This window comes from Lentilactobacillus kefiri (assembly GCF_009739535.1).
In the GTDB taxonomy this organism is placed as follows: Bacteria; Bacillota; Bacilli; order Lactobacillales; family Lactobacillaceae; genus Lentilactobacillus; species Lentilactobacillus kefiri.
In genome coordinates this window covers 1,191,655-1,214,652 of the sequence record NZ_CP029971.1, presented here as the reverse complement: position 1 = coordinate 1,214,652, position 22,998 = coordinate 1,191,655, and the positions used below count along the sequence as shown (strand labels likewise).

Here is a 22,998-nt window from a genome sequence, read left to right as displayed (position 1 = left end):
ATTTAATGTGTAATGATACATTGTGATGTGAGGTCGATCACTCGTCAATTTTGGGGAAACGTCGCAATCTGCCAGGAATTATTCCGATAAGTTGCGGAAAACACGGACCCGACACTGTCAATTCCTTGCTTCTTCAGCTCGGATTCAATCCATGATTCATCTTTCCCCATGATTTCTAAAACATCGGGATCAATTTTTCCATCGACAATGACCGGGTAACGAATGCTGCCTTGGCCTTGATTCAAAACAGTTAACTGACCGTTTTGTTCAAGAATTGCCCGTTTGACATCCTTCATGTCATAAACGCCTGCCGTCCGTAACTTGAAATTAACATCTGATGCAGACAAATTCGCTTTTATACAGTTTTCGACCAGCAGCTCGCCATTTCTGACCAACGTGATCGGCTCACCCTCAACGAACTTCCCTACCCAATGAATATGGGTTTTCAAATATCTTGTCACCATGATCAAAAGTGCCCACAATAACAAAATTACCAAGAACTGAGCCATCGTAATTGCCGGGTTATAAATGACCCCGCCAATAATGCCACCAAGAACATAGTTCTGCAGCTGGTCCATCGCAGACGTAGGTGCCAGGTTGCCTTTCCCGGTCAAATTAATTAACACCGTAATAAATAAGAATCCGACAATTAATTTAAGTGTAACATCTGAATATGTAAACATTATTGAGCCTCCTCAACCTTAATTTTGCTTGCGCCGTCTAATTCAACTTTCTCTAAAACAAAGGCAGATCCGTCTGAATTGTAATCAACTCGGAAGTAACCCCGCGGCGTTTTAACCATCAAATTGGCATTCACGTTGGTCGAATTCACACTGATGGTTTTTGGCTGGACATGCAGCCGGTTGGCCACTTGCTTAACAGTTTGGGTAATCTGGCCGGTCTGCTTTGATGATGACTGAATCGAATTGAAATCATTATATTGAAGTGCCAGAACCAATAATAGAAGTGTCGCCACAATAATGCTTAAATCCTTGTATTTGATGTCCATTCGATTCCGCAGGTAATGAATCAGAAAAAGAATAAAGATGACCGCCAGCACACTTAAAACAGCAATCCGGCCATACTGCCAGTTACTTTGAGACTGATGAAGATAATCGTACGTATAGAATGTCATAAGGATCCCCCTTGATATTTCGCTAAATACAATTGTTTATTGTAAACCAAATGACGTCGACCACCACAAAATTGATCGACATAACAAAAAAAGCCGAGTCCATGACAGGCTCGACCGTTCTGAATTTTATTTTTAACTATACACTACGACGTTTGAATACCACATAGCAAGCAACCATCATATTTTAAGTGACGATTGGCTATAAGGATAACATATGTGTTAAAACATACACAACACCCCATTTCACATCACAGCTTTACATTATCTGCTATGATGGGGTTGGGGAAAAATCACGAAAAGCTTATTTGAATCAAAAATCGAGGTAATTCTGCTTATGACAAAAGCATTAATGGTGGGTACAAACACCCCCACATTCAAGAAAATCCAGCGGGCAACCGGCATCTGGCTAAAAGAAGCGACCCACTTTAATGACGTCATGACCGATAACGGTATCGATGTTGACTACCTCAGTCCAAACGGTGGCTACATTCCAATTGATCCACTCAGTTTGGGAACTGATGATATGGACGCGGTCGATTGGAAATTTTATTTGGATGATGAATTCAGAAACCAACACTTGGCAAAATCGTTGAAGCCAAAAGACGTCAATCCAAAAGATTATCAGGTAATTTACTTTATCGGCGGTCACGGCGCAATGACCGACTTTCCTGAAAATACCGAGTTGGCTCAAATTGCCCAAACAATTTATGCCAATAACGGCATTATCGCCGCCAATTGTGTTGGCTCATGTGCCCTCTTGGCTCTAAGAACCAAGGATGGTAAACGGTTTGTTCACGGCCGTAAGCTGACCGGATTCACCGATGACGAAGAGGCCCTGAATGGTCTGACAAACGACGTTGAATTTCTAATCGAAGATGAATTGAGTAAAGCAGGCGCCAATTTTGTAAAAGGAACTGCTTTTGAACCGAATGTCGTCGTCGATGATCGCTTGATTACCGGGCAAAATCCGAATTCAGCAACCGGCGTTGGCGACGCAATTATTAAAGAATTACTGCAATAATTCAAATCAAGCTATTCAAGTAGTGATGAATCATCACACCTGAATAGTTTTTATTTTCTCGAATTCTTGGGTTTTTGGATCAATCCTTCAATTAACAGACTCAAGCCAAACAAAAACTCCGCCAAGTTGATCCACCACCAATTAGAAAAAACTGGGTTGTTTGGTGCAACCGCCGGGAAGAGTGAAATGCCACCCAGAAACATGATGAAGCCAAGCCAAAAATTAAATGACTTATAAAATAATTTATTGAACTTCAAAATAATTCTCCTTTTCATTTTTGCCAAATTATAGCACGTAAAAAAAGAGAAACGCCAATTGACAGGCGTTTCTCTTTTTATGCAAATTGATACTTTCAATTATTTATTAATGTTTTCTTCTTCAATATCTTCCAAACTGCGACCCTTGGTTTCTGGAACTCGTGAATGGATAAACCAGACACCCAGAAGACAGATGACACCGAAGATGGCAAATACAGCGTCCTGAGGCATGCTGGCAGTCATGATTGGGAAGAGTAGGCCGACAGCAAATGAACCCACCCAGTTGGCTGATGAGGCAGCACCTGAGGCACGGCCACGAATTGCCAATGGGAATACTTCACCAATGATAACCCAGGTCAATGGAGCCCAAGTAAATGAGTATGCGGCAACATAGATACTCAAGAACACCACAATCAATAATGGGCTTGAATTTGGCATCAGCAATTTAATAACAGTTGGTAATAAGAATGACAGACCCATAACGGTTCCACCAAGAATTAACAATGTCCGACGCTTGAACTTATCGGCAATTCCTAAGAATACCAGTGAACCCACAACCAAAATGATTCCTTGAATAATCGGCCACATCAATGCAGAGTTGGCTGCAGCGCCAGTGGCTTTTTCAACGATCAATGGAATGTAGTAGAAGATTGCGTTGGCATTTTGGAACTGCTGAAATGCAGCTACACCGATACCGGCAATTGCCAAATAACGATACTTGGAACTAAATACTGTGCCCCAAGTCGTTGCTTTTGAAATTTTCTTTTCTTGTGAAGCAGTGTCTTGAATTTGTTCGAGTTCTTTGTCAATTCCTTCATCGCTGTCACGAATATAGCTCAATACGCGACGGGCATCATCAGGACGACCATTTTTAACGAGAAATCTTGGTGATTCTGGTAATTTCAATACACCAAAGAACAGGATTAAAGCTGGAACCGCTGCGAGACCAAGCATTGAACGCCATGCCCAGTTTTCAGGCAAATCTTTCAATACAAAATCCATCACATATGAGAGCAGCATCCCTGACACAATCATTGTCTGGTTAATCCCAGTCAAGCGTCCCCGCATTTTAGCCGGTGCCATTTCTGACATATAGGCAGGAACCAAGGCTGATGAAGCACCAACAGCTAGTCCAAGGAACACCCGCACGGCAATTAAATAAAATTGACCATCGTGAGGGGAGATTGCTGAGAGTAATGATCCAGCCATAAAAATCAGTGCTGAAATCAGGATCATCTTTCGTCGGCCTAATTTATCAGAAATCTGGCCGGCGATTGCGCCACCAAAAATAGCCCCGAGCATCACTGCAGAGGTTATCCAGCCAGTGATCGTGGCATTGTTTTGAAGTCCCCAATCAGTTTGCAGGAATGGGAGAGCCCCCGTCATTACCCCAATATCATATCCGAATAAAATCCCGCCAAATGAACCAAAGAAATAAATAAATCTGCTTGAGATTTTCTTTTCTGTTGCAGAAACCTTTTCCATGAAAATTCTCCTTTTTAATGCATAAAGCCACTGCAGATTTACATGTATCCCATTTCGAAAGGGTTGAAAGGGGTTACATAACAAATCATACAAATTCACAACAATTTTTTATTAAATGAAGCTACAGGCAAACATTGTTATAGTAACGCTTACATTAGTTTTCACAGCACAGAATCTGTGCTATCAAAAAATAACTGGCGTCCATAATTTGTTATGTTAACGGATTCATCCGTATAAATCAACCCCTATGAACTATTATCATACAAATTATCGATTTTGAGGACAATAAAACGCACTCACCATGGGAATCGTGGTGAGTGCACTTTTTTTACTAATGCTTTTATTACGTTTACTAAAAGGTTATAACTGCTGTCATTGACGATTACTTACAACGATATAATTTATTAACCGGTGAGACTATTCCGACTGATGAATGCTATTTTCGATGTCATCTTTTGAAAAATCATGTTGCATATACTGCTTGTCGTTGACGGGCAAATGCTGCTCAAATGTATCAAACAATTGATAGCTGACATTTCCTTTATCTAGATGAAAGTCCAAAACATGGCCGCCAAACTTATGATCATCAGAAATAAAGTGGTGATGGAAGCCGCCAACTGTGGCACCTTCGAACAATTGTGGTGAATAATATCCGATTAACGTGCCTTCAATCTGTTTTCGGGTAAAGACACTTTGATTTTCAGCCGTTTCGGCCAATGTTTTATATGGTGGGTTTGATTTAACCGCAGCTCTCGTTTGCATGCTGGAAAAAGTCCCGTGAATTTCAATCGAGAAAAATGTGTTTTGGGCTTTACTTAAGGAGACCATCTGCTTATTCAGATCAGCTTCATCAACATTTTCCAATTCAGCCAACGGTGTATATCTTGCAAAGTGGGCATTAGCAAAGGGCATCTTGAATGAATCAGGTGCCAGGGTCACATCCCCAGTCGCATGAACATGATATGGCTTGCCGTCCAGAATAATCAACTCGCCATCGAGGCCTTCACCGGTACCAATCCCGGTATCTCCATGTTTAAGCAATTGTCCCAATGTGATTGTCCCTTTTAGGAGCCCCGGCACTAATAATGCCAAAGTTCCGTGCTGATATAACGTTATCTGATTTGACATGTTAAAACTCCCCTTATATTTTGTAAACATTGCTTTAGTTTAATCGTATCACTCTAACCGCCAGTGAGATAACAATATACCGCCTTTTCACAGAATATTTACGTCAATCAATTTTGTGCTAAAATTAAAAAAACAAATGTGAGGTAAGCCCAAATGAAGTACTCAACATTACTATTCGATGTCGACGATACACTCCTGAATTTTCAAGCGTCCGAAAAGCACGCGATTACAAAGCTTTTCAATACAATTGGAGAAGAACTCACGCCAACGATTTACGAGGATTATCACGAATTAAACGAACACCTTTGGCAGCAGTACGAACTCGGCAAAATTACCAGATCTCAGCTGTTGGGGACCCGCTTCAGTCTATTCTTCGGTAAATATGGTAAGCACGTTGATGGCCAGGCATATGAAAAGGCCTATCGCAGTTATCTCGCTGAAGGCCACACCAAGATGCCCCATGCGCAGGAACTGTTGGCGGATCTGAGTACCAATCATGACATTTACGTTGTGACCAACGGGATTGCCAAGACTCAGCGCCGCAGGTTAAACGAGTCCGGCTTGGCGCCATACTTCACCCACGTGTTTGCCTCCGAAGCGGTTGGCTATCAAAAACCGGATCCAGCGTTCTTTGATTACGTGGCGAAAAAAATTACGGGCTTTTCCAAGCCTTCGTCACTGGTGATTGGAGATTCTTTAACTTCCGATATTAAAGGGGCTGCTGCTTATGGGTTGGATTCAGTTTGGTTCAACCCCCAACACCAAGCCAATCCGACCAAAACCAGTCCAACCTATGAAATTGACCAATTATTACGACTTGAATCAATTGTGGCTTAATCCGCCATTCAATCAGCCAGGCTTTGTGCCGGCTGATTTTTGTTTATTCAAATGTCAGTTATTCTTACATAATATATTGCATGTCATTAATATTTAACCTATACTATTAAATTAATTAGAGATTGTCTAATGTTTACCCACCAAATTTTAATAAATGGAGGTCATCAGCATGCAAGTATATAGTCAAAAGCGAATTACCAGCAACATTATTAAAGGTTCCTTGGGCAATATGATTGAATGGTTTGATTGGTATATTTACGCGTCATTTGCCATTTACTTTGCTGGGTCATTTTTCCCAGACGGGGATCAGACCGTCGAACTTTTGAGCACTGCCGGTGTTTTTGCAATTGGTTTTCTAATGAGACCTTTTGGCAGCTTTATTATGGGAAAGTACGCTGACCGTAAAGGCCGCCGTTCCGCGCTGACCCTCTCAGTCAGCATCATGGCCACCGGCTCGTTGATGATCGCCATTATTCCAACTTACAATTCAATTGGTGTATTCGCACCCCTGCTGCTGGTGCTCATCAGACTGGTTCAGGGTCTTTCCCTTGGTGGCGAGTACGGGATTTCCGCAACCTATTTATCAGAAATGGCAACTCCGGGTCGTCGTGGATACTACGCATCATTTCAATACGTCACTTTGATCAGCGGCCAATTAATCGCCCTGATTGTTCAAATTGGGTTACAAGCAATGTTTACCAACCGCCAGTTAAGAGAATTCGGCTGGCGAATTCCATTTGCAATCGGTGCGATTGGAGCTGTTATTGTCCTGTATCTTCGATTATCAATGGATGAAACCAATCAATTTAAGAAATCTGAAAAATCACCAACTGCCAGAGGAACCCTGCATGAACTGGCAAAGTATCCAAATCAGGTTCTGACCGTCATGGGGCTAACCTTTGGTGGCACAATTGCCTTCTATACTTATACAACTTACATGCAAAAGTTCATGATCAATTCACTGGGCCTTGCACCTAAGCTGGTCACAATGATCAACTTTGTGGCGTTACTGATTTTCATGGCATTACAACCACTGTTTGGCCACCTTTCAGACAAGATTGGTCGAAAGCCTCTGCTCTATTGGTTTGGGATTGGCGGAACGATCCTAACCGTACCGATCTTCTTAGGATTAAAGACCTTCGACAACCCGATTGCCTCATTTGTATTGATGCTCAGTGGACTGCTGGTTGTAAGTGGCTACACATCAATTAACGCAATCGTTAAAGCAGAACTGTTTCCAACCGAGATTCGGGCCTTGGGAGTTGGCTTCCCCTATGGTCTGACCGTTGCGATCTTTGGCGGCAGTGTTGAATATGTTGCCCTATGGCTCAAACACATCGGTCATGAAGACTGGTTCTTCTATTATGTATCAGCTGCGGCATTTGTAAGTTTCCTAGTCTATGTTCATATGTTGGAAACTTCTAAAGACTCCAAGTTGGATGAGTCACCGTCTGTTTCAGCTGTGGAAAATGTTCAGGCACCGCTGTCCTCTGGTCCAAGAGACCATTAATGAAGCCGCGGTTAAGCTTGCTCATATCGGAATTATTTTGTTGCGGATTTTGTTAACTTATCTGAAGGCAACTTCCTTGAAACGGATCTCATGAATCGGGTACACTGTCCCTGTAAACGAATTCATGCTTTGAGGAGGAATTACGATGGCAGATAAATATGATTTTCCAAAGACCCGTGAACAGTTAAATCAATTGGTAGCTGACTTAAGTCAGCTGCAAACCAACATCCAGCAAACTCACTGGTACATGCGTGGAGAAAACTTCTTTCGCCTCCACCCACTAATGGATGATTATAATGATCAACTGGCAGACCAACTGGACAACGTTGCGGAACGGTTAATTGCAATTAACGGTTCACCGTTTTCGACAACTCATGAATTTATCGAGAATACCGGCCTTCCAGATGAAAAAGTAACCTGGGATCAACTGACAATGCGTGATTTCATGCAGCGTCTGGTCGATCAATTCAAATATCTGCGTGACCAATACCAAAAAGGTATTGAAATAACTGATGAAGAAAAGGACTTTCCAACCCAAGATATGCTTAATGGCTTCAAAGAAGATATTGATAAAAATATCTGGATGATTAACGCATACTTGGGAAAAGGGCCTTATGACGACTAATCTGTACAAACAAAAATGGGTTGGAAATTATCTATTTCAACCCATTTTTATGTGAGGAGGAACTTATATTGAAGAATTCAGTTACAATCGGTAAAAGTGATGTTACAACCGGCCCACTTGGGTTGGGTACCAACAAGGTCGGCGGCCATAATTTATTTGACGGCCTCAAAGATGAAAATGGTGCCGCAGTCGTTAAAGCAGCTTTAAATAACGGCATTTCGTTGCTGGACACCGCTTTTATGTATGGCTTGGGAAAATCAGAAGAAATTATCGGTGATGTCATTCAAGATTATGATCGCTCAAAGATTGTGATTGCTTCCAAAGCGGCTCAGGACCCCAATAACGAGTTAAAGCCAAATAATGATCCAAAGTTCTTAAAGAATTCCGTTGATAAAGCATTGGAACGTCTAAATACCGATTACATCGATATCTTCTACATTCATTTTCCAGATGATCACACTCCAAAAGCCGAAGCCGTAAATGCTCTGGTTGAGGAGAAAAAAGCTGGCAAAATCCGGGCAATCGGAGTTTCCAACTTTTCACCGGATCAAATCAAAGAGGCCAATGCCGATGGCCAAGTCGATATTGTTGAAGATAACTACAGCCTGGTACATCGTGACGCTGAAGAAAAGGTCTTTGCTTATCTAAAAGAAAATAATATTTCCTTTGTCCCATACTTTCCACTGGCTTCAGGTCTGCTGACAGGAAAGTACAAATCGGCTGACGCCAAAAAATTCAGCCAATTTTCATCCGACACCTTTGATAAGATTATCGACAGCTTGGCCAAGGTTAAAGCAATCGCTGACAAACATGATGCCACGGTAGCTCAAACCATTTTGGCCTGGTACATTGCCAATCCAAATATCAGCGTGGTAATTCCGGGCGCCAGAGTGCCGGAACAAGTTGACAGCAATGCCAAGGCTTTAGACGTGCAATTGCCTTCAGCAGAATTTGATGAAATTAATAAACTGTTTTAGTTAGTTGGAGCTTGGTAAATGCCAAGCTCTTTTATGTGAAAAGGGTCCAATGTAAAAGTGTAAGCTTTTATCTCGGGCCCTTATTCTTGACATATATATTCAATTAGACCTGTGTTTCAAATAATGGCTGAGTAATTCAATGAAAAAAGTAAGTAAATAAAGGATTATGTAGACCGTTGAGATAAAGTCTAAAAGATAAGCGAATGAATTGTTTGAAATGATAGTGAATATTATGCCAATAATGCCCACTGAAACCATTAAACTAAGCCCTCAATTTAGCAGTTGAAACCATTTTGAATATTTCTCTAATTTTCTTCCCAGCATGGCTGAATACCTCCAAATTAATCTCGATAAGTCAAAGGTGGACATATATTAATATAATTTCGTACTTGATTGAATATATTGTCCTATTAATTACCCCCAAAATCAATAAAAAAAGAACAATCATTTTGATCATTCTTTGGATTTTTACAATTAAATGAAGTCTCACATTCCAAAAATATAATCTCGTACCTGTTGAGCTGCCCGCAAACCAAAAATTACGGTTTCCGCTATTGAGTTTCCACCAATGCGATTGGACCCATGCAGGCCACCGACCACTTCCCCAGCAGCGTACAGCCCCTGAATCGGCTGGCCGTCAGCTTTAAGGACTTGGGTTTTATCGTTAGCTTTAACTCCACCCATCGTATAATGAACAGCCGGCGCAATGTGAATTGAATAATATGGTGGCGTATCAAGCACGTGCATACCGGTCTTTCTACCAAAGGCAATGTCCATCCGATCGGAAACCGATTGATTCCACTTCTTAATGGACAGATTGAGCATCTCAGGATCAATGCCAGCCTCATTTGCGAGCGTATCCAAATCCGAACCGGTTTTCACTAGACCAACGTGGTCATAAAAATCAATTGCTTTAGCCCGGTTGCGGACTGATTGATCGAAGATGAGATATGCACCGGTTCCGTTGAGCTTATTAATCGCATTGGTAACTTTATCCCGGGTTTGCATTTCATTCACGAACCGTTTGCCTTCTTGGTCAACCAAAATAGCCCCTTCACCGCGAACGGTTTCGCCAATCAAATAAACGTGATCGGTATCCTGCTGAACAGTTGGATGAACTTGGATTTGATTCATATCGACCAGTTGAGCACCGATATGTTCAGCCAATAGAATACCATCACCAGTATTCCCCGGTTGATTCGTCGTTTTGTATTTTGTTAGGTCAGGCCGATACTTTGCGATCAATTCTTTGCTGGCTCCAAAGCCCCCTGTAGCGATAATGACGGCTTTCGCATTAATAATTTGCTCACCGTTTGCGGTTTGCACCTGAACACCGGTGACTTTCTCATCATCGTTAATTGCGGTCACCTTCACATCGCAAAATAGCTGAATCTGTTTAGCCTCAATTTGTGTCAGTAATCCATTTACCAGGTAGGCACCAACTGGTGCAGTGCTGCTCGGTCGATGGGCACGGGGAACACTCATCCCACCGGTAAAAGTCAGGTCATCCAGTTGGACGCCTTCCTTATATAGCCATTCAATTGCTCTGGAACTGTGCTCAGTGAAATACTTGAGCAGTTCGGGATCATTTGTGCCATGACCACCACGTAATGTTTCATAGTAGAATTTACCGACACTGTCTTGAACACCGTGCTCGGTTTGCACAAAGGTTTCCGCTGCGTTCATTCCGGAAGATGCCCGCTTGGTATCACCACCCACAGCCGGCATTTTTTCCAAAACAACTGGTTTCAACCCCAGTTCTTTCGCCTCAATGGCACTGGTCAAGCCGGCACCGCCGGATCCAATGACAATCACATCATACATATCTTTTAATTCACTTAAATCAGTTGGTTCAAATTCTTGTGACATGGTTTTCTTCCCATCTTTGATTTTTATTATTGTGCCCGCCGGGGAACTAGTCCTTCAGGGCCATGCATCTTCACACTAGCGGCAAGTGCCCGCCAGCCACTCACATACAATTCAGGTCGTTTACCAGCTGCAATTCGTCGTGCCTGCTGTTCACAATATGCGGTGATATAAGTTGGTGCATATTTTTTATCAACCCGCTTACTGCCCATTGTGAGTGGCAGTCGAACCGGTTGATAACTTCCGTTCAGAACTTGGTTTGGCAGATCAGGCATCACGACCATTGGCGTACAAATACCAATCAAGTCCGCATCGTGCCTGCCAAGCGCTTCTTCCATCGTGGAAATGCTTCGAAAACCGCCGCTCAAAGCAATTGGGGTTCCCACCAGCTGATGAATCATATGTGCAAACCCTGAGAAGCCAACGGTGGAATCCTCATAGTCATCACCGGCAATTTCAATTAGATCAATTCCCAGATCAGACATCTTTTGAATCACGGCAATTAAGTCATGCTCGGTAAAGCCATCCACGTCGATATCAAGAACACTTACCTTGAGGCTGATTGCAAAATCAGCCCCACAAGACTCGCGAATTCCCTGATAAATGTCAACGAGGAACCGCATGCGATTTTCAAATGATCCACCAAATTCATCGTGGCGTTGATTATCTTTCCGTGATAGAAATTGATTGACCAGATAGCCGAATGCCCCATGAATCTGAACGCCGGTAAAACCCGCTTTTTGAGCAATCTCTGCCGTTCGGACATATTTGGCAATAATGGCGTATATTTCCTCATTGGAAAGTGCCCGTGGTGAATTAAAATATTTGCGGTTAGCTCCCGTAATCGGGATGGCACTTGGTCCTGCAGGTTGGGCAGAGAGATACTTGGGTGACTGCTTGCCCGGATGGTTTAACTGCATCCATAGTTGCGTCTGGTTTGCAGTTCCGACCTTGGCCCACTCTTTGAGCAATGGCAGACTGCGTTCATCATCAACGACAACATTCCCCGGCTCCGCAAGCGCATCACGGTCAACCATCACATTTCCGGTCACAATTATTCCTGAACCACCCGCAGACCACTTACCATACAATCTGGCAAACCGCTCATCCGGTTCATGATTATCTGCCATCGTCTCACTCATGGCAGACTTAAAGAAGCGATTCTTGATCTGCTGTCCACATGGCAGTGTCAATGGCTTTGCAACGTGTAAGTAATTCATATTAACCGCTCCTTTTTTACATGCTTTTGACTGATTTTATATATTGATTTAATGTTAACCCGATTTTTAACGAAGGGCAATTATCAAAATGCCCACAAAGTGACATTTTCAGTTACAATGAACCCAGAGGTGATTATTCAATGGATGATCAATGGCTAGCACAACTGCCAATCAAAGGAATTACAAAAGCAGTTCCAGTTGGTGGCGGAGATGTTAATGAAGCATTTCGATTAGAAACAAAGGACGATACTTATTTTCTGCTGGTTCAGCCACACACAACCGCAGATTTTTATGCCGGTGAAATTGCTGGACTAAAGGCATTTGAAGAGGCAAAGGTTTTGGCTCCCAGAGTATTAGGGAACGGCCAAATCGATGGTGATGCATACTTATTGCTGAACTTTTTGGAATCCGGATCCGGCAGTCAGAGTGATCTAGGTGAACTCGTTGCCAATCTTCACCAGCACTATAGTAAAAACGGCAAGTTCGGCTTTGATTTGCCGTATGTCAGCAATGATGAAAGTTTCGATAACAGCTGGACCGACACATGGAGCGAGCTATTTGTCGATCATCGTTTGGATCGACTGCGCGATGCTCTGATGAAGAAGCATTTGTGGAATGAGCGTGATGATACCAAATACAAACAGGTTCGCGAAGTGATTCTCGATAAGTTATCGAAGCACGAAAGTGAACCGTCTCTTCTGCATGGTGACCTTTGGGGCGGTAACTACATGTTTCTTGCAGATGGTCGCCCCGCATTGATTGATCCCGCATCATTTTATGGTGACCGGGAATTTGATCTGGGGATTACCACTGTATTCGGTGGCTTTGATGCAGACTTCTACGCTGCCTATAACGCCGTCTACCCACTGGATCCCGGTGCCAATGAACGATTGAACTTCTATCGTCTGTACTACTTGATGGTTCACACCAACAAGTTTGGCACGATGTATAAGAGCAGTGCTGATAGTGCGATGAATCAAATTTTGGAACATAAATAATCATTAATTTTGGCTGGACATTTTTGTCCGGCTATTTTTTACATAAAAGAGGGAATAGGCGTTACTTTTGCGGATACCGTTCGTTATATAGAGTGAAAGGAGGTTGTCATGAAACTTGACGGGTATGAGACATTACTAAAGGATATTTCGATTGAACTCAGGAAATACCTAATCTCAAAGGGTGCCAGCAAGGACATGGCTGAAGACGTTGTCCAAGACGTCTTCGTCAAAGTCTTGGAAATGGATTTAATACTGCCACCAGATAAAATTCGGCCGTATATGTATCAGATTGCCAAAACGAGATACATCGATTTGTATCGTCGTGACAAACATTTGAAAGAAATTTTGCAATTATATCTTATTCCGGAAAAAAAGAATGTGGATACTTCAGATATCAGAAATTCATCAAAAAAGTTACCGGGTATTCTCAATAAATTATCGTCAAATGATCAAGCCATTTTAAAGATGAAGTACATTGAGAATCAATCAATCGATCAAATTTCAGTGGAACTGAAGACAACGCCCGCCGCCATTAAGATGCGTTTATATCGACTTCGCAAGAAAATCAAAAAAGGATTTGGTGAAATATAATGAAACAAGACAATGAATTTGAAAAGCTCGCTTTTCGCATTAAACTCAAGCGATGGTTATTGACAATATTATTAATTATTGTACTTTTTCCAATTTTATCAGCAATCAGCTACAAAACTACCCAATCTTTCTCTGCAAAACAGTCCAGTAAGCTAATGGCTGATATGGATGTCAGACAATCACTAGTAAGTCCGAATATTCAAAATAGTGATTTAGCTATTGGCAATAGCAATATCAGTGGTGGAACCGTTATTAGCCATCAGTACAAAGACATTGACGGTTACCATATTCCCTGGCAAACAATTCAAGGTAAATATAATTGGATTTACCACGAGATTCAAAGCGATAATCTAGTCGACTCTTATGATAATGCTGCTTACACTAGGACAACTCAAACAAAGATTCCTTTATTTTACAACGATCGTGTTAAATCTCCCAACGTACAAAAGGCATCGGAAATAGCTTCCATTTCAGTAATGAAAGATTACGTTGGTGAAATTGCCCTAACATTTCGACAACCCCTAACTTATAAACAGATTTTGGAAAAACTACCTTCTGATGTGCAAGCTAATTGGTATTGGCTGGGAGTTAGCGGAAAAGCGGATCCTACGATCGAAAATAATAATTTTCTAGGAATTCAATCTACAAAAGGAAAGCTGAATGATTTGGACTACAATTATTTTAGAAAAGAGCTCCATACGGCCGACGAGTTAGGAACCTTTAACAACTTTTCAATCACAAAATTTGCCCATCAATACGCCAAAAAGTACCCTTCCCTGAATAAGGCAAAATTTGCCGGAGTGATCGTTACCGGGCAGACCGAAAACTTCAAACCATTGGTTAACCAGAAGTGGTTTACTGAAAGCTCAGTTGGTGCCACAATCAAGCGGGTTCCATATATTAAGCCAAGCTTTTAAGCAACAAAAATTATCCACGCAAAAAATAAGCATTGAACTCTTCTTAATACAAAGATGTTCAATGCTTATTTGATAATATCTAAATTTACTAATTTATTTGCTTTACATCATAAACTTCCACACAATATCCCCGATAACCACAATTAGGACAAGTTAATCGGCGGGTATTCGGTGTGTGCTTTGAAAATGTGAAGTCCTTCCAGCTTGGCTTAAAGTGCTGATGACAGTTCGGGCAAATATATTCGACCTTCACGTAGTACTGCCAAATCACAACAATTGCCATTACGATAACAAGTGGAAAAACAATTGCTGCAGGGACCCAGTTGCCTGACATGATCCAAATGACAATGGCGGCAACCTCCAGAACGTCCATCATTAATCCCCAAGTAATCATCCAACCACGAAATCTTCTTAATTTTGGTTTGCTTTCCATGATATTTTCGATGCCGTCAAGATCGGTTTGGGAGATTAGCGCATAATCATCAAGACTTTCCTGAACCTTTCGAATCGTCTTCAACTGCTCAGAATTTAACGTCATTTCATGCTGAAGCTTTTTTTCCTGTTCAGTAAGCATGAGCGACAGCACCTGAGTAGAATCCTCTTCCAGTAGTAAATTCTTAATGGTGGCCAATGGCAATCCCATTGATTTCAATAACAAGATTAATCTCAGCGTTTTAAGCTCCTTGTCAGTGTATAGACGTCTCCCACCTTCAGAAATCGTTGTCGGATTCAAAATACCTTTTTGATCATAATACTGAATGGTTCTAACCGAGACACCACCCAGCTTGGCAAATTCTCCCGTTGTATATGTCGACATCGTTCTCACCTCCTGATTCTTTTATATCCCATGACGTAACGCAACGAGCAAGGATAATCTTGAATCTTTTTAAATAAATCAGTTCGCAAACCAAACGGAAACCTGTTTCTCATCCCTGTGACAGACAATCCTTATCCTTAAGTTTCATATTAAGCATACAACAAAGACACCCCACTCAGCTATAAGCTGGCGGGGTGTCTTTGAGAGTTGTTAGAATTATTTGATTAGTTAGAATTATTGAGCAGTGTATCCACCATCGACAACGAATTCTGCACCAGTGGCAAATTTAGATTCGTCAGATGCCAGGTAAACACAGATCCAAGCGATATCGTTAGGTTCACCGATATGACCCATTGGTGTCTTGGTCCGCTGTGACATCATTTCTTCTGCCCCTTCAAGATCGTCAACCAATGGTGTCTTGATATAACCTGGATGAACAGTGTTAACCCGAACATCGTAGTCCTTCAAAGCGCAATCCAAGGCAGCTGATTTAGACATAATTCTGACAGCACCTTTTGAAGCGTTGTATGCACCCAGAGTTGGATCACCAACAAAACCTTCGATAGATGACATATTGATGATTGATGCTCCGAGTCCTTTATTCTTCATACGTTGGATTCCAAGACGGGTACCGAAGAAGACACCATCCAAGTTAACTGAGAGCAGCTTGCGCCATTCTTCAGTTGTGGTATCTTCAACACTCTTGCTGACCGCAATTCCGGCATTGTTGACAACCGTGGTAACTGGGCCAAATGCTTCTTCAGTCGTATCAAACAACTTAGTCCAGCCGGCTTCATCAGAAGCATCGTGTTGGACAAAACGGATAACGTCTGTGCCGCCGATTGATTTGGCAGCTTTTTCACCTACATCAGCGTGACGGCCGGTAATAACAACCTTTGCGCCTTCTTCAACAAACTTATCAGCGATTGCCAAGCCAATTCCCAAGGTACCGCCAGTTACAATTGCTACTTTGCCTTTTAAACGATCAGTCATATGGATTCCTCCTGTATACTTTTTTGATAGTTAGTGATTCATTTCACTATGTAAGAATACAGTATTAAGGGCAATTTGTAAATACTTATTTTTTGTAATCTCAATTATTGTGATGAAGACAACTAAGAGCATCAATCAATCATTCCAAAACCAGGAATAATCGATTGATGCTCTTAAATTCTGGGATCAAAACGCCTTTTGTCCCACTCTATTATTTGAATGCCGTGAACGTCCCCATGACGACCAGCAAAACACCTAAAATCGGCTTTACATACTTGGTAAACTTCTTTGGATCTAATTTTCCCAAAAGAACCGGGGCCAGAAATGATCCCATAATGGCACCAAACATCAAGCCAAGTCCCACCGACCAGTCAACGTTTCCGGCTGAAAGGTGAAAAATCAACCCAGTGGCAGTCATCACAACCAGTACTAAAGAGGATGTCGCAGCAGCTGTTACCATGTCTGTGCCCATTACCAATAAGCCAGCAACAACTGGGCCGCCACCACTTAAGCCACCGATTCCAACCATCAAGCCGCTAATCACACCGTAGATTGGCGCCAACCATTTATTTGGCTTTTTGTGACCATCTTGTTTACTGAACAGGGTTTGAATCCCCAGAATTGCCAGGATACCGCCAATGATAAAGGAATAAATCTTAGCCGGAATATGGGGAGACAACAGCGAACCGACGACAACCGCCGGAACAGCAAAAATGATCATTCGCCAGGCGATTTTTAATTTGATTTTATGTAATCGAAAATATGAATACGATCCAATGAGCAGTGACGGAAACGACGTGACCAGAGAAGTTGCGGCTGCACTGGCTGGCCCCAATCCAAAGACCATCGTCAAAATACCGAGGTAAAAGGCTGCTCCACCACCGCCAAGGGTAATGACAATCGTGCCAATGATAAAACCGGTAATGATCAGATAGATAATACTCATACAAAGACGTCCTTCCAACAATCAATCTAAAATGATTGTACACCTTCTCAAATCATTTTCTAAAAAAACACCGCCAATTTGACGACTGGATTCCAGCTTTTGAACGAACCCATTTTGTCTGGCGGTGTTTTACGTGATTGATTGAATTTGAAATAGTCTATCAATCTTCATTAGTGAATTCCAAGATCAAGTTTCGCCTCACGAGACATCTTGTCAATTGACCATGCCGGTTCCCAGACAAGGTTGATTTTGACCTTTTTAACTTGATCCATCGCTAACAACTCTTCTTCAATAGCGGCATTGAGATACTCAGTTAATGGACAACCGGCAATCGTTAATGTCATTGTCACGGTACACAACCCCTGATTATCCAACTCGACATTATAAATCAATACCAAGTTCACAATATCAACCGCTAATTCCGGATCAACCACGTCTTCAAGAACTGACATGGCCTGCTCTTTAAACGAACGTTCTGTGCTCATGACAATCTCTCCTATCCGATTGAACCTTCCATTTCAAAGCTGATAAGCCGATTAAGCTCAACAGCGTATTCCATTGGCAGTTCTTTAGTAAATGGCTCCACGAAGCTCATAATAATCATTTCGGTTGCTTTGGCTTCTGGAATACCACGACTCATCAAATAATAGAGCTGTTCTTCTGAAATCTTTGAAACTTTCGCCTCATGCTCCATGGAAACATTGTTATTTAAAATCTCATTGTACGGAATGGTATCACTGGAAGATTGCTCGTCCATGATGATGGTGTCACACTCCACGTGAGCAAACGAACCGTCCGAGTGGCGGCCAAATTTGACTTTGCCGCGATAATCCACCGCGCCGCCGTCTTTCGCGATTGATTTTGAGACGACTGAAGAAGATGTATTAGGAGCGTTATGAATCATTTGGGCGCCGGTATCCGAATCAATATTTTTCCCGGCTACGGCAATTGACAGCATCGTTCCCCGGGCACCCTCACCATTTAAATAAACGGAAGGGTATTTCATTGTGACTTTTGAGCCTAAATTACCATCGACCCATTCCATGATGGCCCCTTCAAGTGCCTGAGCTCGCTTGGTCTCCAGACTGTAAACGTTGTTTGACCAGTTTTGGATGGTCGTATACCGACAATAGGCGTGAGGTAAAACGTTCACTTCGACCACAGCGGCATGCAGACTGTCACTTTTATAAGTCGGCGCGGTACAACCTTCCACGTACTCCACGTGAGCCCCTTCATCCACAATGATCAAGGTCCGCTCAAATTGACCAGAATTTTCTGCGTTGAGTCTGAAGTATGACTGAATCGGTGTCGTTAACGAAACGCCCTTTGGTACATAGATAAAGGTACCGCCGGACCACACAGCGGAATTCAGGGCAGAGTATTTGTTATTGGTGGGTTTTACCAACTTACCGAACCACTTTTTAAATAATTCAGGATATTTCTGCAAGGCGGTATCGGTATCCGTAAAAATAATCCCCAGCTTTTCGAACTGCTCTTGCATGTTGTGATACACCACTTCCGACTCGTATTGCGCGGAGGAGCCAGCCAAATATTTTCGTTCAGCTTCCGGCACTCCCAGGCGGTCAAATGTTGTTTTGATCTTTTCCGGGACATCGTTCCAATCACGATATTGCTTGTCAGTGGCCTTTTGATAAAATTTCATGTTTTCTAAATCCAGTTTGCTTAAATCAGGGCCAAAACTGGGCTCCGGCATTTTTAAATATGCGTGATAGGCTGCCAGCCGATAATTAAGCATCCATTCCGGCTCGTGCTTTTCGGCGGAGATTTCGCGAACAATTGTTTCTGTCAGTCCCTTACCAGTTGAGTAAACAGGCTTTACATTATCATGAAACCCATATTCATAATCCTTATCTTTAATGATTTCAGAAACGTCAGTCATTGTCGTCAACTCCCTTTTTCTCAAGGATTTCATCCATTGCGTGCCATGCAAGTGCGGCACATTTGATACGGGCGGGAAATTCCGCAACTGATCCAACCAGTGCTGCGTCACCAAGGGCATCTTCATCGATCGAATTAATCGATTCGCCGGTAATCAAGTGTGAAAACGCCATAATCAGTTCCCGGGCCCGCTGAACCGGTTGGTCAATTAGCGCCGTCGTCATCAAGCTGGCAGAGGCCTGTGAAATGGTACAACCGGTGCCGGAAAATGATAAATCAGCAATTCGATTCTGCCGGATCAAGACTGAAACATTAATGACATCCCCACACGTTGGATTTCGAAGTTCCAACGTTCCGGTAGCCGTTTCCAAGTCGCCATGATGATGCGGATGTTGGGCATTCTCCAAAATAACTTGTTTATATAATTCGTTTAATTTAGCTAATCCCATTAGTGAAAAACTCCTTTACTGCCACCATTGCTTCAATTAATCGATCTGCATCCTGCTTGGTGTTGTAAAAGTAAAAGCTGGCCCGGGCAGTTGCGTCAACGTTTAAATAGGCCATAAGCGGCTGAGCGCAGTGATGGCCGGCTCGCACGGCAATTCCTTCCATATCCAGGCCGGTGGCGACGTCATGGGGATGGATTCCCCATAAGTTAAACGCCAGCACCCCGGTATGTTTTTTCGGATCTTGCGGGCCATAAACCTTCACCCCATCAATTGCCGTTAAGCGGGGAAGCGTATAGGCCACCAACTCTTTTTCGTAAGCCAAAATGTTGGCCATCCCTAATTCATTCAAATAATCAATGGCACTCCCCAGAGCAATTGCCCCGCTAATATTGGGGGTTCCTGCTTCAAACTTCCATGGAAGTTCCTTAAACGACGCATCCTGATGATGGACAAAGTCAATCATCTCACCGCCAAATTGAGCCGGCGGCATCATATTCAGCAGCTCTTCTTTGCCATACAAGACACCAATTCCCGTTGGTGCCAGCATCTTATGACCGGAAAAGGCGTAAAAATCAACTCCTAGTTTCTGAATGTCAATCGGCATGTGGGGAGCCGCCTGCGCCCCGTCGGCAACTATGTATGCATGATGCTGATGAGCTAATTTAGCCAACTCTTGAATGGGATTAACCACTCCCATCACGTTGGATGCGTGGGCAACAGACACAATCTTCGTCTTATCAGTAATCATTTGGCGGGCGCTTGCCATGTCCAGCTCACCGTCCGGCGTCAAACCAATGTACTTCAGGGTGGCGTGCCGTTTGGCGGCAACCTGCTGCCAAGGAACCACGTTACTGTGATGTTCCAATTCTGAAATCACGATTTCATCCCCTGGTTCAACCACCAGACTGCCAAAGCTTGCGGCAATCCAGTTCAAACTCTCAGTCGTCGAACGGGTAAAGATAATCGAACGTCTCGATGCCGCATTAATAAACTCAGCCACTTTGTCTCTGGCTGCTTCATAGCTCTCAGTGGCGCGTTCTGCCAACGTATGAACACCACGATGGACGTTGGCATTATCATGCTTGTAATAACCCATAATCGTGTCCAGCACCGCAAGCGGCTTCTGTGAGGTCGCGGCATTATCCAAATAGACCAGGGACTCACCGTTCACTTTTTGATTCAGAATCGGGAAATCTTCTCTTGAATTATTCAGTCCCTTGTCCATTTATGAGCTTCCTTTCAATCAATGAAATCATTTGTTGACGAACCTCGGGAACCGGGATGTCTGAAAGCACTACACCCAAGAATCCCCGGGCAACCAACCGTTGGGCGACTTCTTTCGTCAGGCCCCGACTCATGAGATAGTACATCTGGTCTTGGTTAATCCGTCCCACGCTTGCAGCATGGCCGGCAATTACATCATTTTCGTCAATCAATAATATGGGATTAGCATCCCCGCGAGCTTTCGGCGATAACATCAAAACCCGATTTTCCTGTTGGGCTTTAGCACCGTGTGCGCCTTTGATAATTTTTCCAATTCCGTTAAACACCAGAGCGGATCGGCCCAGCAGAATTCCTCTCTGCAAGATATTGCCTTCAGAGTGCCGGCCGTAATTTGTTACCTGGGTGTCAATTCCCTGGGTTTGCCGGTCAGTGGAAATCGCAACAGTCTGCATTTCCGTATGGGAACCACTGCCCACCAAGTTGGAATCAAAATCCGCAATTGTATTGCCGTCATTTAAAACACCGACTGTCCAGTCAATTCTGGCATCTTTTTCAAGGTATCCCCGGCGATTAATGTATGAGTGAGTCGTTTGCCCCAAGGAATCGAGTGCCGAGAATTTAACTCGGCTCCCTGATTGGGCAACTATCTCAACCATTATGTGGGCAGCGTTTGGTTCATCCCCCAAAGTCGACGATCGTTGAAGCACTTGGAATTGACTATTCTCTCCAGCAACGATTAGTGTGTGGTTCACAAAATTCCCTGGTTGCCGACTGTCCTGGATTTGAAGCAGGTTAATCGGATCATCAATCTCGACATTTTTTGGAACATATAAGAATGTCCCACCATTCATCAACGCTGCACTGACTGCAGTGAGTCGGTTTTCGTCAATTTGAACAGCTTGATGAAAAAGAAAGTCGTGCACCAGATCACCATATTGATGGATTGCAGTTCCCATATCGCAAAGGATTACCCCTTTGGCAGTTAATTCCTCACTGAGTTCGGTTTTAACAACCAACTGGCCGAGACTGGCAAATTGATAGCCGTTTGATTCTGACCAGACGCTTTCAGGAATTGTTACGTTGAACACTGGATGGCTCACAAAATCAAGTAGTGGCCAGGCATGATAATTGATTTTGGCAAAAATCGGCATTTCCAACGAATTAATCTGCTTCCAGGCATTCTCACGCAACGCTTTTAACCAATGTGGTTCATTTGAGAACCGGGCCTGCTTTAGCAAGTCCGGATCCAACTCCAAGGTCATCGTTTTCAGCATATTAACGACCCCCATTCCCTGCAGGGACATCCTCATCAACCAGGTCAACATCAAGTCCGAGTTCATCACGCAATCCCGCATAACCGGTAGCTTCAAGTTCAGTCGCCAATGATGCATTCCCGGTTTTGACAATTTTACCGCCCATCATCACGTGAACCTGGTCCGGATGGATATAGTTCAATAAGCGTTGATAGTGGGTAATCATCAGAACGCCAAAGTTTGGGCTAGCCATCTGATTGACGCCTTTTGCAACGACTTGAAGGGCGTCAATATCAAGGCCTGAGTCAATTTCATCCAAGATTGCAAACTTGGGTTTGATGGTCATTAATTGAAGAATTTCATTTCGCTTTTTTTCACCACCGGAAAATCCTTCATTAAGGTAACGTTCTGCCATATCGTCAGACATATTCAGGATTTCCAGGTTTTTATCCAGCTCTTTTAGAAAAGTCCGAATTGGAATAGGATCGTTGTCGGGTCGGGTGGCGTTAACAGCTGCCCGCATAAATTCAAGATTGGTAATGCCTTTGATTTCGGCGGGATATTGCATGGCCAGGAATAATCCGGCACGGGCACGTTCGTCAACCGGCTTACCCAGAAGACTTGTCCCATCAAGCATAATATCTCCTTGAGTCACAAGATATTTGGGATTTCCCATAATAGTTTCTGACAAAGTTGATTTTCCCGTTCCGTTAGGCCCCATGATGGCGTGGGTTTCACCAGTGTTCATCGTCAGGTTGACACCTTTGAGAATTTCTTTGGTCTTTTTGGTTTCTTCATCTGCCACACTGACGTGAAGATCCTTAATTTGTAAAGTTGCCATGGTCCAAGC

24 protein-coding genes are annotated in these 22,998 nt (G+C 43.0%); 8 read left to right on the top strand and 16 right to left on the bottom strand.

Annotation, left to right across the window (positions count from 1 at the left end):
* Positions 1-44: 44 nt before the first annotated feature.
* Together DNL43_RS05835 and DNL43_RS05830 are read right to left on the bottom strand one after the other, a co-directional pair.
* Entirely contained in the window at positions 45-683 is a 639-nt protein-coding gene (locus tag DNL43_RS05835; RefSeq protein WP_056983032.1) for a DUF421 domain-containing protein, read from the bottom strand.
* Positions 683-1,135, bottom strand: coding sequence for a DUF3290 domain-containing protein (locus DNL43_RS05830; RefSeq protein ID WP_054768775.1), 453 nt, complete (start codon positions 1,133-1,135; stop codon positions 683-685). The genes DNL43_RS05835 and DNL43_RS05830 overlap by 1 nt, the downstream gene beginning before the upstream one ends.
* Before the next feature lie 334 nt (positions 1,136-1,469).
* Between DNL43_RS05830 and DNL43_RS05825 the strand changes: the two genes are divergently transcribed.
* Complete coding sequence (locus tag DNL43_RS05825) at positions 1,470-2,156, top strand: type 1 glutamine amidotransferase domain-containing protein (protein WP_054768776.1); 687 nt, start codon at positions 1,470-1,472, stop codon at positions 2,154-2,156.
* A 50-nt stretch (positions 2,157-2,206) separates the two neighbouring features.
* On the opposite strand, the gene DNL43_RS05820 is transcribed toward DNL43_RS05825, so the two are convergent.
* From DNL43_RS05820 to budA, 3 genes are all read right to left on the bottom strand, one after another.
* Positions 2,207-2,413, bottom strand: coding sequence for a hypothetical protein (locus DNL43_RS05820; RefSeq protein WP_054768777.1), 207 nt, complete (start codon positions 2,411-2,413; stop codon positions 2,207-2,209).
* A gap of 99 nt (positions 2,414-2,512) precedes the next feature.
* Positions 2,513-3,898, bottom strand: coding sequence for a sugar porter family MFS transporter (locus DNL43_RS05815; protein ID WP_054768778.1), 1,386 nt, complete (start codon positions 3,896-3,898; stop codon positions 2,513-2,515).
* 417 nt (positions 3,899-4,315) lie between these two features.
* A complete protein-coding gene (gene budA, locus DNL43_RS05810) occupies positions 4,316-5,026 on the bottom strand; it encodes an acetolactate decarboxylase (protein WP_056983030.1) in 711 nt (236 codons plus the stop codon).
* Positions 5,027-5,179: 153 nt separating this feature from the next.
* Here budA and DNL43_RS05805 point away from each other — a divergent pair, with 153 nt between their 5' ends.
* From DNL43_RS05805 to DNL43_RS05790, 4 genes are all read left to right on the top strand, one after another.
* Positions 5,180-5,863, top strand: coding sequence for a YjjG family noncanonical pyrimidine nucleotidase (locus DNL43_RS05805; protein WP_056983028.1), 684 nt, complete (start codon positions 5,180-5,182; stop codon positions 5,861-5,863).
* A 169-nt stretch (positions 5,864-6,032) separates the two neighbouring features.
* Positions 6,033-7,373 carry an MFS transporter gene (locus DNL43_RS05800; protein ID WP_056983026.1) on the top strand — a complete coding sequence of 447 codons (1,341 nt, stop codon included), beginning with the start codon at positions 6,033-6,035 and terminating at the stop codon, positions 7,371-7,373.
* A 145-nt stretch (positions 7,374-7,518) separates the two neighbouring features.
* Entirely contained in the window at positions 7,519-7,998 is a 480-nt protein-coding gene (locus DNL43_RS05795) for a Dps family protein (protein WP_054768779.1), read from the top strand.
* A gap of 68 nt (positions 7,999-8,066) precedes the next feature.
* Positions 8,067-8,975 (top strand): aldo/keto reductase, encoded by a 909-nt coding sequence (locus tag DNL43_RS05790; protein ID WP_056983024.1) that lies wholly within the window; start codon positions 8,067-8,069, stop codon positions 8,973-8,975.
* Positions 8,976-9,461: 486 nt separating this feature from the next.
* Here DNL43_RS05790 and DNL43_RS05785 read toward each other — a convergent pair whose 3' ends face one another.
* Positions 9,462-10,844, bottom strand: coding sequence for a flavocytochrome c (locus tag DNL43_RS05785; RefSeq protein WP_054768780.1), 1,383 nt, complete (start codon positions 10,842-10,844; stop codon positions 9,462-9,464).
* Positions 10,845-10,870: 26 nt separating this feature from the next.
* On the bottom strand, positions 10,871-12,061 hold the full coding sequence (locus DNL43_RS05780) for an oxidoreductase (RefSeq protein ID WP_056983022.1): 1,191 nt from the start codon (positions 12,059-12,061) through the stop codon (positions 10,871-10,873).
* 140 nt (positions 12,062-12,201) lie between these two features.
* Between DNL43_RS05780 and DNL43_RS05775 the strand changes: the two genes are divergently transcribed.
* The 3 genes from DNL43_RS05775 (at position 12,202) to DNL43_RS05765 (ending at position 14,567) form a co-directional block, all read left to right on the top strand.
* The gene (locus DNL43_RS05775; RefSeq protein ID WP_054768781.1) at positions 12,202-13,059 is read left to right on the top strand and encodes a fructosamine kinase family protein; all 858 of its coding nucleotides are present in this window, start codon (positions 12,202-12,204) and stop codon (positions 13,057-13,059) included.
* 108 nt (positions 13,060-13,167) lie between these two features.
* Positions 13,168-13,650: an RNA polymerase sigma factor gene (locus DNL43_RS05770; RefSeq protein WP_056983020.1), complete on the top strand. Its 483-nt coding sequence runs from the start codon at positions 13,168-13,170 to the stop codon at positions 13,648-13,650.
* Positions 13,650-14,567 (top strand): anti sigma factor C-terminal domain-containing protein, encoded by a 918-nt coding sequence (locus tag DNL43_RS05765; protein WP_056983018.1) that lies wholly within the window; start codon positions 13,650-13,652, stop codon positions 14,565-14,567. Before DNL43_RS05770 ends, DNL43_RS05765 begins: the two co-directional genes overlap by 1 nt.
* Before the next feature lie 88 nt (positions 14,568-14,655).
* Here the strand turns inward: DNL43_RS05765 and DNL43_RS05760 are convergent, their stop codons facing one another.
* The 9 genes from DNL43_RS05760 to sufC all read right to left on the bottom strand — a co-directional run bounded on the left by DNL43_RS05760 (position 14,656) and on the right by sufC (position 22,989).
* Positions 14,656-15,384 carry a MerR family transcriptional regulator gene (locus DNL43_RS05760; RefSeq protein WP_054768784.1) on the bottom strand — a complete coding sequence of 243 codons (729 nt, stop codon included), beginning with the start codon at positions 15,382-15,384 and terminating at the stop codon, positions 14,656-14,658.
* A 234-nt stretch (positions 15,385-15,618) separates the two neighbouring features.
* On the bottom strand, positions 15,619-16,377 hold the full coding sequence (locus tag DNL43_RS05755) for an SDR family oxidoreductase (protein ID WP_054768785.1): 759 nt from the start codon (positions 16,375-16,377) through the stop codon (positions 15,619-15,621).
* 211 nt (positions 16,378-16,588) lie between these two features.
* The gene (locus DNL43_RS05750) at positions 16,589-17,323 is read right to left on the bottom strand and encodes a sulfite exporter TauE/SafE family protein (protein WP_156645023.1); all 735 of its coding nucleotides are present in this window, start codon (positions 17,321-17,323) and stop codon (positions 16,589-16,591) included.
* A gap of 170 nt (positions 17,324-17,493) precedes the next feature.
* Positions 17,494-17,808, bottom strand: coding sequence for a metal-sulfur cluster assembly factor (locus tag DNL43_RS05745; RefSeq protein ID WP_054768786.1), 315 nt, complete (start codon positions 17,806-17,808; stop codon positions 17,494-17,496).
* A gap of 11 nt (positions 17,809-17,819) precedes the next feature.
* On the bottom strand, positions 17,820-19,223 hold the full coding sequence (sufB, locus tag DNL43_RS05740; RefSeq protein ID WP_056983014.1) for a Fe-S cluster assembly protein SufB: 1,404 nt from the start codon (positions 19,221-19,223) through the stop codon (positions 17,820-17,822).
* Positions 19,216-19,671 carry a Fe-S cluster assembly sulfur transfer protein SufU gene (gene sufU / locus DNL43_RS05735; RefSeq protein WP_054768787.1) on the bottom strand — a complete coding sequence of 152 codons (456 nt, stop codon included), beginning with the start codon at positions 19,669-19,671 and terminating at the stop codon, positions 19,216-19,218. The genes sufB and sufU overlap by 8 nt, the downstream gene beginning before the upstream one ends.
* Entirely contained in the window at positions 19,658-20,896 is a 1,239-nt protein-coding gene (locus tag DNL43_RS05730; RefSeq protein WP_054768788.1) for a cysteine desulfurase, read from the bottom strand. The genes sufU and DNL43_RS05730 overlap by 14 nt, the downstream gene beginning before the upstream one ends.
* On the bottom strand, positions 20,877-22,169 hold the full coding sequence (gene sufD, locus DNL43_RS05725) for a Fe-S cluster assembly protein SufD (protein WP_056983013.1): 1,293 nt from the start codon (positions 22,167-22,169) through the stop codon (positions 20,877-20,879). Before sufD ends, DNL43_RS05730 begins: the two co-directional genes overlap by 20 nt.
* A 1-nt stretch (position 22,170) precedes the next feature.
* Entirely contained in the window at positions 22,171-22,989 is an 819-nt protein-coding gene (gene sufC, locus DNL43_RS05720) for a Fe-S cluster assembly ATPase SufC (RefSeq protein WP_056983012.1), read from the bottom strand.
* Positions 22,990-22,998 lie beyond the last annotated feature (9 nt).